Source organism: Sporosarcina sp. FSL W8-0480, from assembly GCF_037963765.1.
Taxonomy (GTDB): Bacteria; Bacillota; Bacilli; order Bacillales_A; family Planococcaceae; genus Sporosarcina.
Genome location: NZ_CP150166.1, coordinates 886,330 through 900,814, shown reverse-complemented (window position 1 = coordinate 900,814; position 14,485 = coordinate 886,330). Strand labels below are relative to the sequence as shown.

At 43.5% G+C, this 14,485-nt stretch carries 15 protein-coding genes; 5 read left to right on the top strand and 10 right to left on the bottom strand.

The genetic code is table 11. The features are described 5' to 3' along the window. The gene (locus NSQ43_RS04745) at positions 1–840 is read right to left on the bottom strand and encodes a hypothetical protein (RefSeq protein WP_339253463.1); all 840 of its coding nucleotides are present in this window, start codon (positions 838–840) and stop codon (positions 1–3) included. On the opposite strand from NSQ43_RS04745, the gene NSQ43_RS04740 reads away from it, so the two are divergent. Then, on the top strand, positions 832–2,010 hold the full coding sequence (locus tag NSQ43_RS04740; protein ID WP_339250818.1) for an IS256 family transposase: 1,179 nt from the start codon (positions 832–834) through the stop codon (positions 2,008–2,010). The genes NSQ43_RS04745 and NSQ43_RS04740 overlap by 9 nt on opposite strands. A 211-nt stretch (positions 2,011–2,221) precedes the next feature. On the opposite strand, the gene NSQ43_RS04735 is transcribed toward NSQ43_RS04740, so the two are convergent. Then, positions 2,222–2,422, bottom strand: a complete 201-nt coding sequence (locus NSQ43_RS04735; RefSeq protein WP_339253461.1) for a hypothetical protein — start codon at positions 2,420–2,422, stop codon at positions 2,222–2,224. Positions 2,423–2,465: 43 nt separating this feature from the next. Then, positions 2,466–2,606: an Lmo0850 family protein gene (locus NSQ43_RS04730; RefSeq protein WP_339253460.1), complete on the bottom strand. Its 141-nt coding sequence runs from the start codon at positions 2,604–2,606 to the stop codon at positions 2,466–2,468. 283 nt (positions 2,607–2,889) lie between these two features. Here NSQ43_RS04730 and NSQ43_RS04725 point away from each other — a divergent pair, with 283 nt between their 5' ends. The 4 genes from NSQ43_RS04725 to NSQ43_RS04710 all read left to right on the top strand — a co-directional run bounded on the left by NSQ43_RS04725 (position 2,890) and on the right by NSQ43_RS04710 (position 7,359). Further along, complete coding sequence (locus NSQ43_RS04725) at positions 2,890–3,228, top strand: metal-sensitive transcriptional regulator (protein ID WP_339253457.1); 339 nt, start codon at positions 2,890–2,892, stop codon at positions 3,226–3,228. Positions 3,229–3,241: 13 nt separating this feature from the next. After that, a complete protein-coding gene (copZ, locus tag NSQ43_RS04720) occupies positions 3,242–3,451 on the top strand; it encodes a copper chaperone CopZ (RefSeq protein ID WP_339253455.1) in 210 nt (69 codons plus the stop codon). 75 nt (positions 3,452–3,526) lie between these two features. Beyond that, positions 3,527–5,926 (top strand): heavy metal translocating P-type ATPase, encoded by a 2,400-nt coding sequence (locus NSQ43_RS04715; protein WP_339253453.1) that lies wholly within the window; start codon positions 3,527–3,529, stop codon positions 5,924–5,926. 272 nt (positions 5,927–6,198) lie between these two features. After that, on the top strand, positions 6,199–7,359 hold the full coding sequence (locus NSQ43_RS04710; RefSeq protein WP_339253451.1) for an MFS transporter: 1,161 nt from the start codon (positions 6,199–6,201) through the stop codon (positions 7,357–7,359). Positions 7,360–7,407: 48 nt separating this feature from the next. Here the strand turns inward: NSQ43_RS04710 and NSQ43_RS04705 are convergent, their stop codons facing one another. The 7 genes from NSQ43_RS04705 to NSQ43_RS04675 all read right to left on the bottom strand — a co-directional run bounded on the left by NSQ43_RS04705 (position 7,408) and on the right by NSQ43_RS04675 (position 14,478). Next, positions 7,408–8,109 (bottom strand): FAD-dependent oxidoreductase, encoded by a 702-nt coding sequence (locus NSQ43_RS04705; protein ID WP_339253449.1) that lies wholly within the window; start codon positions 8,107–8,109, stop codon positions 7,408–7,410. 13 nt (positions 8,110–8,122) lie between these two features. Continuing rightward, on the bottom strand, positions 8,123–8,512 hold the full coding sequence (locus NSQ43_RS04700) for an SRPBCC domain-containing protein (protein WP_339253447.1): 390 nt from the start codon (positions 8,510–8,512) through the stop codon (positions 8,123–8,125). Positions 8,513–8,515: 3 nt separating this feature from the next. Then, on the bottom strand, positions 8,516–8,839 hold the full coding sequence (locus tag NSQ43_RS04695) for a metalloregulator ArsR/SmtB family transcription factor (protein WP_339253445.1): 324 nt from the start codon (positions 8,837–8,839) through the stop codon (positions 8,516–8,518). 181 nt (positions 8,840–9,020) lie between these two features. Further along, positions 9,021–10,373: a TldD/PmbA family protein gene (locus tag NSQ43_RS04690; protein ID WP_339253444.1), complete on the bottom strand. Its 1,353-nt coding sequence runs from the start codon at positions 10,371–10,373 to the stop codon at positions 9,021–9,023. Positions 10,374–10,376: 3 nt separating this feature from the next. After that, positions 10,377–11,768: a TldD/PmbA family protein gene (locus tag NSQ43_RS04685; protein ID WP_339253442.1), complete on the bottom strand. Its 1,392-nt coding sequence runs from the start codon at positions 11,766–11,768 to the stop codon at positions 10,377–10,379. A 123-nt stretch (positions 11,769–11,891) separates the two neighbouring features. Beyond that, positions 11,892–13,160: a S41 family peptidase gene (locus NSQ43_RS04680; RefSeq protein ID WP_339253441.1), complete on the bottom strand. Its 1,269-nt coding sequence runs from the start codon at positions 13,158–13,160 to the stop codon at positions 11,892–11,894. Between the two features lie 16 nt (positions 13,161–13,176). Further along, the gene (locus NSQ43_RS04675) at positions 13,177–14,478 is read right to left on the bottom strand and encodes an MFS transporter (RefSeq protein WP_339253440.1); all 1,302 of its coding nucleotides are present in this window, start codon (positions 14,476–14,478) and stop codon (positions 13,177–13,179) included. Positions 14,479–14,485: the final 7 nt, after the last annotated feature.

The following is a 14,485-nucleotide window of genomic DNA, read 5'->3' as shown; positions in this document are numbered from 1 at the left end:
TTAGGCAGCTTCAGAACACGGATGGAGATTCTTGAGCGCGGAGCGAGATTCTTGAGCACGGATCGGGATTCTTGAGCGCGGATTGCGGTTCTTGAGCGCGGATCGCGGTTCTTGAGCGCGGATTGCGATTCTTGAGCGCGGATCGAGATTCTTGAGCGCGGATCGAGATTCTTGAGCGCGGATTGCGATTCTTGAGCGCAGATCGCCATTCTTGAGCGCGGATCGCGGTTCTTGAGCGCGGATTGCGATTCTTGAGCACGGATCGTGATTCTTGAGCGCGGATTGGGATTCTTGAGCGCGGATCGCCATTCTTGAGCGCGGATTGCGGTTCTTGAGCGCGGATTGCGGTTCTTGAGCGCAGATTGGGATTCTTGAGCACGAATTACGATTCTTGAGCGCGGATTGCGGTTCTTGAGCGCAGATTGGGATTCTTGAGCACGGATTGCGGTTCTTGAGCGCGGATTGCGGTTCTTGAGCGCGGACGGAGGTTCTTGAGCGCGAATCGCTTTTCTTGAGCGCGGATCGGGATTCTTGAGCGCGGATCGGGTTTCTTGAGCGCGGATCGCGATTCTTGAGCGCGGATTGCGGTTCTTGAGCGCGGATTGCGGTTCTTGAGCGCGGATCGGGTTTCTTGAGCGCGGATCGCGATTCTTGAGCTCGGATCGGGATTCTTGAGCGCGGAGCGCGATTCTTGAGCGCGGATTGCGGTTCTTGAGCGCGGATTGCGGTTCTTGAGATTAAGTCCATATAATTGTGTAAATAGGAAAAGGCCTTTTCCATCCCTTGTGATAAAATGTTTTCAACCACGATAAACATTTGGAGGAATGGAAAATGGCCCAACTTAATTTTAACCTAGATATGGATGTTTTAAAAGACTCTGTGATGAATTCAAACATTGATGCTGTCGTCAAATCCACAATCGTTTTAGTCCTGAACGAATACATGGAAATGGAACGGGATGAGTACTTGAACGCTGCGTCCTACGAGCGTTCTGCCGACCGTGTAGATTATCGAAACGGATATTATGAGCGTGATTTTACCATGAGTATCGGAAAGATTACTTTGAAGGTTCCCCGTACTCGCCAAGGTGATTTCGCTCCCTCAGTCTTTGAAAGATATGCGCGATGTGACCAAGCCCTTGTTCTATCCATGCTTGAAATGGTTGTGAATGGGGTGTCAACACGAAAAGTCACCAAGATTGTTGAACAGCTTTGCGGTAAGAGTGTGTCAAAATCATTCGTTTCCTCCCTTACAGCGAAACTGGATCCCATTGTCAATGAATGGGCAAATCGTCCTTTGAATACAAACTTTTATCCTTACTTATTTGTGGACGCAATGTACATTAAAGTTAGGGAGCACAACCGTGTAGTCTCTAAAGCCGTCTACATCGCTTTGGGAGTGGACAAGGAAGGTCGTCGGGAAATCTTAGGGTTGAAAGTAGATCATAACGAAAGTTATAAGAGTTGGTCCTCCTTTTTCCAACATCTTATTTCAAGAGGTCTACAATCACCAAAACTGGTTGTTTCCGATGCCCATGAAGGTCTTAAAAAAGCCATTCAAGAGGATTTTTTAGGAACCTCTTGGCAGCGATGCAATGTCCACTTCAAACGCAACATCGTAGAAGCTTTCCCTAAAAAGGACAACCAGGAAGCAATCAGTCTACTAAAAAGCATATTTGCCGCAGAAGATATGGACACCGTGCGAAGTCTGAAAGAGCTGTTCTTTGAAAAGTACGAAGAGAATCCCAAGTACCAAAAAGCATTAAAAATACTTGACGAGGGATTTGAAGACTCAATCCAATACATGAATTTTCCTATCGCCCATCGCAAGTCGATACGAAGCACTAATGGTGTAGAAAGGCTGAATGAAGAGATCCGCAGGCGTGAAAGAGTTATCCGGATCTTCCCGAATACCCAATCCGCTTTTAGGTTGATTGGCGCCGTACTCATCAGTTATGTCGAATCAAATAAATACTGGAATAAACGATTGTTTACAGCTAAAAAGTCGTAAGACTTGATGCATCGTGAAGCAACTTGACTTGGAGCCTCTGCGGGCATGAGTCCCAAGCCAGGAAACCCAGCCGTTAGGGCTGGCTTTTCCCGCCAAGGCTATCATGCCCGCCTCTCCAAGTAAAGTTGCGAGATAGAGTTTCGTAGGCATATCCAGTATTGCCTAACATATTTGTAACGTCTTATATTAACCTGAAAACATTAAAGGGAATTTACACAAGACTAAGGACTTGACTGTTCTTGAGCGCGGATTGCGGTTCTTGAGCGCGGATCGGGTTTCTTGAGGGCGGATTGCGATTCTTGGCCGCGGATTGCGGTTCTTGAGCGCGGAGGGAGATTCTTGAGCACGAATCACGATCCATGGGCGTGGAACGCCATTCTTTAGCACGGACGGTTCCATATTTCAATAACACATAAAAAAATCTCCCGCATAGCGAATATGCGGGAGTTTTTTTGTTATGACTGTATTTGCGGGTCACTTGCAGGTGGCGCGAGGGCTTTCAGCATTTCCAAACGGGATTTCGTAGCTGTTGCCGAAACACCCAACTTCGCCAAGTTGGAGATGATTTTTTTCAAATCAACTTTTTCTGTCGCCATCTTTTCCACCTCGACCTTTCTATATAATGTTGACGTGTCGTTGCTTTGGTAAGTTTCATCAACATGAAATTCATGCCAATTGTCATCTATACACATCATACCACTCCTGTCCACTTTTAAATCTTTCAATTCTGTTACAAATTGTTCGCTTTTTGTAAATGCTTTATACATTTCTTGAAAATAAAGCTTGCTTCACACTTATTTCACAAAAAAACTTGTTAAGCATTCTCGTTGACATACCCCAAGAGGGTACCTTAAGATGAATATAGAAGGAGGCGGTACATTGACTAAGGACTTGATAAATGATGTGGCTGACGGGCAATCCGAACATTCTTGCGGAAAAAGAAAAAGTCATCATCCTGAAAGCGTCAAAACGAATATGATCCACCGATTAAATCGGATCGAGGGTCAAATTCGCGGCATTAAAGGAATGATTGAAGTGGATACTTACTGTGATGATATCATTACACAATTATCGGCTACCCAATCGGCTTTAAATAGTGTTGCCAGAATTTTGTTGGACGGTCATTTGAAAGGCTGTGTCAAAGATCGTCTCGCTGAGGGTGATGATGAAGTTCTTGAAGAACTGAGTGTTACCATCTCGAAATTGATGCGAAAATAAGGAGGAAGAAATCATGGCAGATAAAGCGGTTTTAAATGTAAAAGGTATGTCTTGTGGACATTGCGTAAAGGCAGTAGAAGAAAGTGTCGGCAAAATGACTGGAGTAAATGCAGTTAGCGTCGATCTCCAAGCAGCTACAGTTGCTGTTGATTTTGAAAGCTCCCAAACAAGTGTGCAACAAATCTCTGAAACAATCGAAGATCAAGGATATGACGTTATCTAACTGCGGTTTTCCGCAGTTTCTTTTGGACTTTTACATACCCTGTGGGGGTAATTAATAATAAAGAAGGTGCATTGAATGAGTGAAGTGAAAAGGGATATTTCCATTACCGGAATGACATGCGCCGCTTGTGCCAATCGTGTAGAGAAAGGTCTTCAACGAATGGAAGGCATTGGCTCTGTGACGGTGAACTTTGCCACCGAAAAGGCAGCCGTTTCATTTGATAATGAAAAGGTTGATATTCAAACAATCCAGGAAAAAATAAGGTCATTAGGATATGACACTGTCAAAGAAGAGGCAGACTTGCAAATTTCCGGAATGACATGCGCTGCGTGTTCAGCACGAATTGAGAAAGGATTATCACGCATGGATGGGGTCCAATTAGCGACTGTCAATTTGGCGCTTGAAACAGGAAAAGTTGAATATGACCCTTCTGTCATCAACCCATCCGACTTGATTGCCAAGATTAAAAACTTGGGCTATGACGCTGTATTGAAAAATGATATACCTGAGGGTACTGAAGATCATCGTCAAAAAGAGATCCGACATAAAACAAGGCTGTTTTACATTTCCGCGGCTCTCTCCTTCCCACTTCTTTGGACGATGTTCTCCCATTTTTCATTCACCTCGTGGATGCCTGTTCCTAATTGGCTAATGAACCCATATGTGCAATGGCTACTTGCAACGCCTGTTCAATTTGTTATTGGATGGATGTTTTACAAAGGTGCCTTCTTTGCCCTTCGCAATAAAAGCGCAAACATGGATGTCCTTGTTGCACTCGGTACATCCGCCGCTTATTTCTATTCGGTTTATTTAGTATTAATAGGTTCAGACCACGGACTTTATTTTGAAACAAGTGCTGTATTGATAACTCTTATTTTACTTGGGAAAGTATTCGAGGCACGTGCAAAAGGACGTTCTTCCGACGCCATTAAGAAATTGATGGGCTTGCAGCCTACAATGGCGATTGTTGAAAAGGATGGCGAGATTGCAGAAATCCCAATTGGTGACGTGCAAATTGGTGATGTGCTTGTCATTCGCCCTGGTGCATCCATTCCTGTCGATGCGGAAGTGATTGCTGGGGAATCTGCAGTGGATGAATCAATGTTGACGGGCGAAAGTTTACCGGTTGATAAAAAGGCTGGCGACACTGTATACGCAGCTACCGTAAATTCAAATGGATCTTTACGTGTCCGTGCGAATAAAATCGGTAAGGACACTGCACTTTCGAACATCATCCGTGTCGTGGAAGAGGCTCAAGGTTCGAAAGCCCCCATCCAGCGACTCGCTGATCAGATTTCCGGTATTTTTGTGCCCATCGTTGTAGGTATAGCCATCGTTACATTCCTTTTATGGTATTTCATCGCTTCACCAGGCAATTTTGCGGAAGCTCTGACTGCGATGATTGCAGTTCTTGTTATCGCCTGTCCTTGTGCTCTTGGACTTGCGACTCCAACTTCGATTATGGCTGGTTCAGGTCGCGCGGCAGAGCAAGGGGTTTTATTCAAAACTGCTGAAGCGATGGAGCAGACGAAAGCGATTGACACGGTCGTGTTGGATAAGACCGGAACCATTACTAAAGGCGTTCCAGAAGTGACAGATTTTCTTGTTGCAGAAGACGCTGATCGTCAACGCCTGATAGCCTATGCGGCTGCGGCTGAAAGTGATTCCGAGCATCCAGTCGCGAAGGCAATTACATCATTTGGCTTGAATGAAGTTAAGAAACTACCTGCTGATGAGCAATTTGAGGCAATTCCGGGACACGGCATTCGAAGTGTTATTGAAGGTTCGATTGTTTTAATGGGTACTCGAAAATTGCTCGCTGATCAAGGTATAGAACTAAATGTGGATATTGCTGTAGTTGAAAAGCTTGAAAATGAAGGTAAGACAGTCATGTACATGGCTATAGATAGTGAACACGTCGCGACAATTGCAGTAGCGGATACGTTGAAAGAGACATCCAAACAAGCAATCCTTGAACTACAGGAAATGGGCCTTCATGTCATCATGCTTACTGGCGACCAGGAACGAACTGCGAAGGCGATTGCCGTGGATGCCGGAATTGATCACGTTATTGCGGGTGTCCTACCGGAACGAAAGGCTGAAGTGGTCGCCTCTCTTCAAGCGGATGGAAAGCGCGTAGCAATGGTCGGGGATGGTATAAACGATGCTCCTGCTTTGGCAGTTGCCGACATCGGAATGGCGATGGGAACAGGAACTGCTGTTGCGATGGAGGCTGCGGATGTCACATTGATGCACGGTGATTTGTTACGTGTGGCAGATACGATTCGCATGAGCCGGTTGACCGTTCGCAATATTAAGCAGAACCTATTCTGGGCCCTCGCTTATAATTCGGTCGGCATCCCGATTGCTGCAGTGGGCTTCCTCGCACCATGGGTTGCTGGAGCGGCAATGGCTTTCAGTTCGGTGTCTGTTGTGTTGAATGCATTGCGTTTGCAAAGAGTGAAGTTGAGATAAGTGGATGGTATGCCCCCTTCGCCATGATGGCGGAGGGGGTTTTTGGCGTTATCACCGACTTTCGGCACTTTACCACCGACTCTCGGCACTTTACCACCGATTCTCCACTTCACACTCAAAGGATGGGTTTTGCAACGTACTAAGTAAGAATATGGACAAATTTGGACACCCTTTGTTTAATGGTTGTCGTTTTTCAATACATATCTCTTTGAACGCAACAAGATAAATGAGTAAAATAGCAGTATTGATAGTTACAGAAAGTGGGTGGTCATATGAAAAAATCGATTCTTTTATTAATGTCCGTCCAATTTTTCGTTTATCTTGGATTTGGCATTATTATACCAATCTTGCCGGAAGTGATAGTGCAACAAGATCTTTCAGAGATTCATGTTGGTGGATTGCTTACAGTTTATTCGCTTGCTTCATTCTTTACAGCACCATTTTGGGGTTCATTATCCGATCGGACAGGCCGTAAAAAGCTAATTATGGTCGGCCTTATCGGTTTCAGCTTGAGCTTTTTCCTATTCGCCTTCTTCATTGAAAATCTTACGATGCTTTACCTTTCGCGTGTAGTCGGGGGGATTTTCTCAGGAGCGCTATATACGGCTGTTACTGGATTTGTTGGTGATATGACGACAGAGGAAAATCGGAATAAGTATATGGGCTTGCTTGGCATGTCTATTGGACTTGGGTTTATTTTCGGGCCGGCAATCGGTGGTGTGTTAGGGCACTCTAACATGCAGCTGCCATTTCTTGCTTCAGGCATATTGACACTCCTATTGGTCATTTACGCTGGAGCAATCTTGAAAGAGCCTGAACGTCTTGGTGAAGCAAACAAACGCGCATGGATGCCAAAAGGCGGAGCAATGCTTTGGCAATATCGGATTCGTAACTTGTTTTTACTATCCTTTATGGTGACATTAATATTAGCGGGAATTGAATCGACATTTCAGTTGTTCCAGATTTCAGCAATTGAGATTACACCAAAGCAAGTCGGTTATCTATTCATGGCAAGTGGTTTCGTCGACGCAGCCATTCAAGGCGGCGTTGTACGTCGAGTGAAGAACGGTTCAGAGACAAAGTGGATTTTAGGTGCGCAAATTGTCACCGCCGTCGGACTGATTCTGATTCCATTCACTGACAGCTTGTTCTGGGCAGGTGTCGCATTAAGCGTCTTCACAGCAGGTAACGCACTTTCGCGGACAGTACTCGTTTCATTGACCTCAAAGGAATCAGGCGGGAAATATGGTACCGCAGCAGGCATGACGTATTCCATGGATAATATGGGACGCATCATCGGGCCACTTTTATTCACATGGCTATTCACAAGAATGACGGGTGAGATTTACTTCATCTCCTCAGCGCTCGCCATTATTTCCATCGTCTTCATTGTCCTGTATCGAAAGTCTTCGAGAACATTGCGCTCAGTGTAAATAGAAAAGGGGTGACATTGAACAAACAATGTCATCCCTTTTCTTTTACTAATACCCCAAAAACGCATCCTTTTTTATAGCCTGTTTTGGAATAGTATTGTTTTTAAGATAGTTAGAAATATCACCAACCATCGATTTCGGTCCTGCAACAAAGTATTTGCCATTATCCTTATATAAATTTATAAATGCATCTATCTCTTGATGTAAGTCGTCCCGTGAACATAAATAAGTTACACGTATTGAAGAATTGTTAGCAATATTATCAAGTTCTTCTTTAAAGAGATAGGACTGTTTAGTGTCCATGTAAAGTAGATGTTTATCCCCATTATTTCCCTCTGCCTCTATTTGTTTCAGCATCGACCGGAATGGTGTTATTCCAATCCCTCCTGCAATAAGGAGCGAAGGGCTATGATCTTTTAAATAAAAACCACCTACAGGACCACTTATCCTAACTTTCATGCCTATTTGTAATTCCAACATCGCTTTCTTAAAATCGCTCGGGCTGTCACCGATGCGCATCGTTAGTCTAACAACATTCTCTGCCGGAGCGGATGCGACTGTGAAAGGACGTATAGGATTTTTTATTTTCTTATGGATAATTGTAAACAAGCCATGTTGGCCCGCTTTCCATGTTAAATCCTTCTCTTTTTCAAATAAAAAACTATATACGTCTTCAGATTCTTTGTGGCTTTCTATAAAGGACAAATCCCTCTTCTTAAAAATAGATAGTGTATCTTGAAAAAAGCTCATTTCCAATCTCCTTTTATTGTTCCCCCATCATTTTCTTCAATTCTTCGATTTTGCTTGCCCAGCCATATTTCGCACCATTGAATGCTTGATCCTCTTTTTCGAATCCAGTTTGGTCAAGATATAATCGCGTCACTCCATCTTCTTGCTTCAACGTCCATGTGACGACGGTATCAATCGGGCCGCCCACCCATGTGTAAGAAAGCTTGTTAGGCTCGTCCACAACTAAGACTTCACAATCTACTACTAAATTCCACTCATCATTTCGGAATTTGCATTTATGTCCAACGATTGGTTTAAAGTCATTTTCCATTATCCATTTCGCAAGAGTATCTGAATCCGTTAATGCACTCCATACTTTTTCGATTGAACTTTCGAACTGAAAATTTAGAGATAACTCTGCCATTTTTTATTCCTCCGATAGTAATTTTTTTAATCGCTCCATATTGCCCATCCAAAACTTTTCGTAAAAGGACAACCAATCTTTAATTTCCTGCAATGGAGCTGCAATTAGACGATATCTTGTCTCCCTGCCAACTTTACGATCTGCAACCAAACCGGCTTCTTTAAGTATTGCCAAATGCTTGGAAACTGCTGTGCGACCCATTTGAAATTCGGGAATTATTTCATGAAGAGGCAACTCTTCGGCGTCTGCTAGCATACGCAAAAGTTTACGTCTTGTCGGGTCAGCAATGGCCACATAAACATCGCGCTCTTGTTTCTTCTCGTTCAAATCCACCTCTCCCCACCTCTCCCCTTTTAAATAGGACACCAATCAGTGTCTTTATTATGAGACACTAATCGGTGTCGTGTCAATATATATCTTTCACAACCTGTCTACTATTATTCAGCAAAATATCAACAGGGTTATCGGTGCCATAGATCACCGATAACCCTGCAAGTATTAGTATTGTTTAGTCAACCGTAACTGCCAAGCCCTTAATCTTCAACGTTGGAGAACCAATATACCCGTTGAAGCTCATTGGTGAGAAGGTCAAGTCACTACCGATTTCCTCAATGTCCTGAAGCACTTCAAAGAAGTTCCCCGCTACGGTCATTTGTTTTGTCGGTCCGACAATCTTGCCATTCTTTACGTAATAACCGTCAGCCGCCAGTGAAAAGTCGCCCGAAATCGGATCTGCTCCAGAGTGCAACCCAGCCAAACCTGTAATGATAATACCTTCCTCAAGTCCCTCATATAGCTGCTCATACGATTGATCCGCAGGTTCTATATAGAAATTGGACGGGCTCACTTCGACTGAACCGCGATAAGAACCACGATGAGCGTGTCCTGTCGTATCCACACCATCTTTTTTCGCCGTTTTTAAGTTGTGGAAATAGGTTTGTAAGTTCCCTTCCTCCACAATGTTAAGCTTTCGCGTAGGAACCCCTTCGGAATCGAATGTCGCACTTTGTATCCCTGCCGGAAGAAACGGGTTATCAACCAAATTCACAATGTCCGACGCAATTTTCTCGCCAACCTTTCCTTTAAGACGGGATCGGTTATCCTGTACAGCTTGGGCTGAGAATGAAGATGTGAATGTTGACAAAAGAGAAGCCGCCGCTTCATTTTTTAATACGACTGGGTAATTTTTATTCGGATAATTCCTTTCACCCAACATGCTTAAGCCTTGTTCTACTACCTCTTTTACAATCGCATCTGCATCAAGCTCTTTGAAATCTTTAGTGATTCTAAAAGTAAACCCGGATTTCAATTCATCATTTTCCTGGACAAGAATCGAGACGTAAAATAGTAAAAAATTATTCGCTTCTTTAAGCTCCAACCCTTTATCATGGAAAAGTCCCTTTTCGAATTTCTGGTTCTGCATCTGGGATGTAGTAACCTTCTTTACCCTTGGATCGTAAGATAGGATTTTCTCTTCCACTTGCTTTAAGAATTGAATCATCTCTTCAGGTTTAACCGTGTCTAATTCTGGACTATAGAACTGTATTTCTTCATACTCCGCTTTTTCCGTAAATAACTCTTCCGGTTCATTTTCAATCAGTTCGGCATTTTCCACTGCATTTTTAAGTAAGAACTCAACCGAATCCTCATCGAATTTTTCTGTATAGGCGTAACCTGTTTTTCCATTATACAATCCCCTAACAGATGCGCCTTGAACATCGGAAAAGTCGTATTTATCCACTTCACCTTCGTATAAACCAATTGTCAGACTCTCTTTTTTCTCGTAATAGAGTTCGAGATCGGTAAAGCCCACATTTTTCCCTTCAGCAAATAGCCGCTCCTTCAATTGTTCGATGCTCATTTTTTATGCCTCCTTTCCACCAACAGTAATTTCACTTACACGTACCATCGGTTGCCCGACATTCACTGGCAGGCTCCCACTTGACGCTCCGCACATTCCAGCTCCGTGACCCAAATTATTACCGACGCGATCAATATCAAGAATCGTTTTCGCTCCGTTTCCAATTAAAGTCGCACCACGAAGCGGCTTCTCAATTTTTCCATTCTTGACCAAGTACGCCTCATTGATTGCAAAGTTGAAATCCCCCGTTCCAGGATTGACAGAACCGCCGCCCATATATTTCGCGTAAATGCCGAATTCCGTGTCCGCGATGATTTCTTCAGGTGTGGATTTCCCAGGCGCGATGTACGTATTCGTCATCCGTGAAGTCGGTGCAAATCTGTACGATTGCCTGCGGCTTGAGCCTGTGGACTCCATTCCCATCCTTCTTCCGTTCAGTTTATCAATCATATAACCTTTCAGAATGCCATCCTCAATGAGCACGTTTTTACGAGACTTTTCTCCTTCATCATCGATATTGAGCGAACCCCACTCGTTTTCAAGCGTTCCGTCGTCAATATATGTAACAAGGTCTGATGCTACTTTTTCTCCTATTTTGTTTGCAAATACTGAAGCGTTTTTCGCCACAGATGACGCTTCAAGACTATGACCACAAGCCTCGTGGAAAATAACTCCACCAAATTCATTGTCGATAATGACTGGGAATTTCCCACTTGGTGCCGGATCAGCATGTAGCATAGTTTTGGCGATGCGGGCTGATTCTTTCGCATAATGATTCAGATCAAGATTTTCAATAAACTCAAAACCTTGATACGCACCAGGGCCATAAAAACCTGTTTGCATATCTGCACCGTCTGAAGCAATGGACACCATAGACATCCGGCTTCTTACGCGCTGATCCTCCACAAATTTCCCTTCAGAGTTTGCGATTAGCACATTTTGCTCCTCGTCAATTAAGTTAACGATTGCTTGCACGATTTCCGGATCATAGTTTCTGATGATGTCATTCGCATTACGCATCACAGCAAGCTTTCGGGATTTAGCCGCCTCAGTTGGCATGATTTTTATTGGATGAAGCATCGTAACCGATTCTTTTAGAAGCGGAATAATAGTCGTTTTACCATCCTTCTTTCCTTGAATGGCTTTAGCGGCTGTACGAGCAGCCTTCAAAAGTCCCGCTCTTGAGAAGTCATTCGTATAAGCATAGACGCTTTGCAATCCATGAAACACACGTATTCCTACACCAAAATCCCGTCCTGACAAGTTCTTCTCCAAACGGGAATTTTGAAGAACCATATGATTCGTGTACCGATCCTCCACAAACACTTCCGAAAAATCGCCGCCAGTCTCAAGTGCAGCTTGCAACACATCTTCAATAAGCGCTTTGTTCAGCATAATTTTCCCCCATTTCCTATTTTTCTAATAACAATACATATAGATATACGACTTGTTATGAAAATAGTTTCATTTTTATAGTTACAGAGCCTAATCATTATGAAAAGACCACTAAACTATCCCTTAATCTGCAATTATTTCGTTTCTTGATAAAAGCTCCAAAGCCTTCTTTACGTCGATATCTTCGACAATATGCTCCGGTGTCCACGGAATATATTCATGCGGAACTATTCCAACACCTGTCATGCCTTCCCCTTTATCGATTCGGGAAAGACGCGACGACGGATACATCAACTCAAAGCCTTCAGCCCATTTCGCAGTGACTAAATTTGCGTAATCATTTAGCCCCATCGTCGCTCTGCCTATGACAGTCACTTTACTCGATTTCTTTGCCGCCTCCACGAATGAATCTCCCGAACTGCCACAGAAGACATCCGACAATACGATGACAGAAGAAGGATGTTTGGTGCCTTTTACGAATGTATCACTCATCATATCACCAAAGTCGAATTCGACGAACCCCTTTCCACGGTTCTGCTGCCATTCACGTTTAAATACTGATAAAAACCATTTCGCCTGCTCATCATCTGTCGCTGTAAGGGCTGCCTCCAACTCAGGCAAAATGCGATTCGCATTCGCTTCCGTACAATTGAATAGCATTGTATTCCCCGGCTCCGCAAGTTCAACGCCTTCTTCAGGAACTAAGTATGGAATAAACGGATAAAAGCTTGAATCGCTCCCACCATAATTCACACGTACATCAATGATCCACTTATCCGTCGCTTCAAGAAACCCTTTATTCTCCTCGACTAATTTCACAATGGCATCCGGGTCTGCAAAATCTGTAATTGTAATGAAAGCGACGCCCTCTCTCTCTTCCACTGAATAGGTCGGGACGTACGGCTTCTTATCAAATACGCCGAATGTAAATGTTCGCGTTCCATTCTCGTCTTCTACTTCGCCTTCCGAATAAAACATTAGAATTGATGCCCAATTTTCCCGCTCAGCATGATTTTCATTCAACAACCGATGATGACGCTCCTTCAATTCCGGGATGCTATATCCCCCTATCGAAACGAAAGACATCCCCAACTCCAAACGATCTTCCGTTTCAACTTCCGTGACATATAGTCGATCCTCATAGCGGCGCACTTTGAAACCGCGACTTTTCTGCTTTTCATCTTCGGCATCTTCCATGATGAAATGGATATGATTATCATTGAAATCGAGTAAGTACTCCTCAACAATTTGCTTAAATTCCTTATGCGACAGCCGACGATTTTCCCTGATTTTCCGAATGAAATATTCTGGTCTATCCCAGCCTTCTTTATCCTTGCAACCTGCATAGTCGTTGTGCATGATTTGAATAATTTCTTTAAAAATCGTTTCCATTCCCAAATCCCCCATTCTACTGTTCGTGCACGATTTCAGTTTTTACGGTTTTTGTTTTATCTAGTTCCGGGTGCGCCATTCGAATAGCTGAAGGTCTGATCATGATAAAGACAGTGCCGACTAACAAAAGGCTTGATACGAGCAGGATCCATTGCGCCGGTAAAATATCGTAGAGGAACCCGTAAATTACCATACCAAGTGGCATTAAAGCCATCGCCATCGTTTCAAGGATTGAGAATACCCTTCCCTTGAAGTCATCATTGATCATCTTTTGCATCATAACCATCATTGGCGTATTGACAATAATTTGTGTGACACCAAAAGTGAACATCAGCGTTGCATAATAGGCGAACATCACCGTATAAGGCATATCAAAAAATAGAGGTAAGCCGATTCCAGCCATGATCATTCCCATAGTCAAAATTCCCCTTTTTGCTACTAACATCGGGTATTTCACTTCTTTTCTCACCGATAAAAAAATGGACATCAACAACATTCCAACTGCGAAAGCCCCCTCGGTGAATCCGAAATGCTGAGGAGCCATCTTCATTTTTTCAATTAGAATGAATGAATAGCCGACCATGAATGCTCCGAAGAGGAAATTAATAACGAGCGAGACCCAGATGATTGCCATAATAATTGGTTGTAGCTTCAAATAGGAAAGGCCAGCCTTCATACTTTGAAGCATTGATTCCTTCTTCTCACCTTTCACCACTTCTTTTCGTTTCGCAAACAACTTGAAATTCATTGTTGATTCAAGAAGAACTGCAATTGCGGAAGCCGTCATGTACATGATAAGAAAGACAGGCAAAGTAACGTAGCCATAGAGCAGTCCCCCAACCGCCGGGCTGGCAATAGCTGCGAATGAGATCGACATTTGATTGAGTGACATCGCTCTTTGGATTCTTGCTTCATCGACAAGCCCCGTTATTGAAGAGCTGAACGTCACTCCCGAAAATGTGGAGGTAAGAGACAATATGACAGTCGTCATATAAATTGCTAGTAAAGAAATGCCCGATGTTATACTCACTGCAAGAAGGCCCCCTATTGCCAAAGTGGTGGCTATCTGCGCTGTAATAACAATCGTTTTCCTCGAGTATCTATCCGCGACATAGCCGGCAAATGGTGCCATAAGCGTCCGAGGCAAAATGTTACAAATTAGGTTGGTCGCAAAACTTGTCGCTGAACCAGTTAATTGCAAAATGTAAAAACTGATTGCAAATGCATAAACTTGGGCGCCGAACGATGAGATAAGCTTGCTAATCGTAAATGTCCAAAGATGATACGTCGCCCTCTTCAATTTTATCACTTCACTCAAAAGAGTC

What these genes read in the sequence shown, in the direction of transcription:
- NSQ43_RS04740 (WP_339250818.1), top strand. Translation starts at nt 832, where the DNA reads ATGGCCCAACTTAATTTTAACCTAGATATGGATGTTTTAAAAGACTCT.
- NSQ43_RS04730 (WP_339253460.1), bottom strand. Translation starts at nt 2,606, where the DNA reads ATGGCGACAGAAAAAGTTGATTTGAAAAAAATCATCTCCAACTTGGCG.
- copZ (WP_339253455.1), top strand. Translation starts at nt 3,242, where the DNA reads ATGGCAGATAAAGCGGTTTTAAATGTAAAAGGTATGTCTTGTGGACAT.
- NSQ43_RS04715 (WP_339253453.1), top strand. Translation starts at nt 3,527, where the DNA reads ATGAGTGAAGTGAAAAGGGATATTTCCATTACCGGAATGACATGCGCC.
- NSQ43_RS04710 (WP_339253451.1), top strand. Translation starts at nt 6,199, where the DNA reads ATGAAAAAATCGATTCTTTTATTAATGTCCGTCCAATTTTTCGTTTAT.
- NSQ43_RS04705 (WP_339253449.1), bottom strand. Translation starts at nt 8,109, where the DNA reads ATGAGCTTTTTTCAAGATACACTATCTATTTTTAAGAAGAGGGATTTG.
- NSQ43_RS04700 (WP_339253447.1), bottom strand. Translation starts at nt 8,512, where the DNA reads ATGGCAGAGTTATCTCTAAATTTTCAGTTCGAAAGTTCAATCGAAAAA.
- NSQ43_RS04690 (WP_339253444.1), bottom strand. Translation starts at nt 10,373, where the DNA reads ATGAGCATCGAACAATTGAAGGAGCGGCTATTTGCTGAAGGGAAAAAT.
- NSQ43_RS04685 (WP_339253442.1), bottom strand. Translation starts at nt 11,768, where the DNA reads ATGCTGAACAAAGCGCTTATTGAAGATGTGTTGCAAGCTGCACTTGAG.
- NSQ43_RS04680 (WP_339253441.1), bottom strand. Translation starts at nt 13,160, where the DNA reads ATGGAAACGATTTTTAAAGAAATTATTCAAATCATGCACAACGACTAT.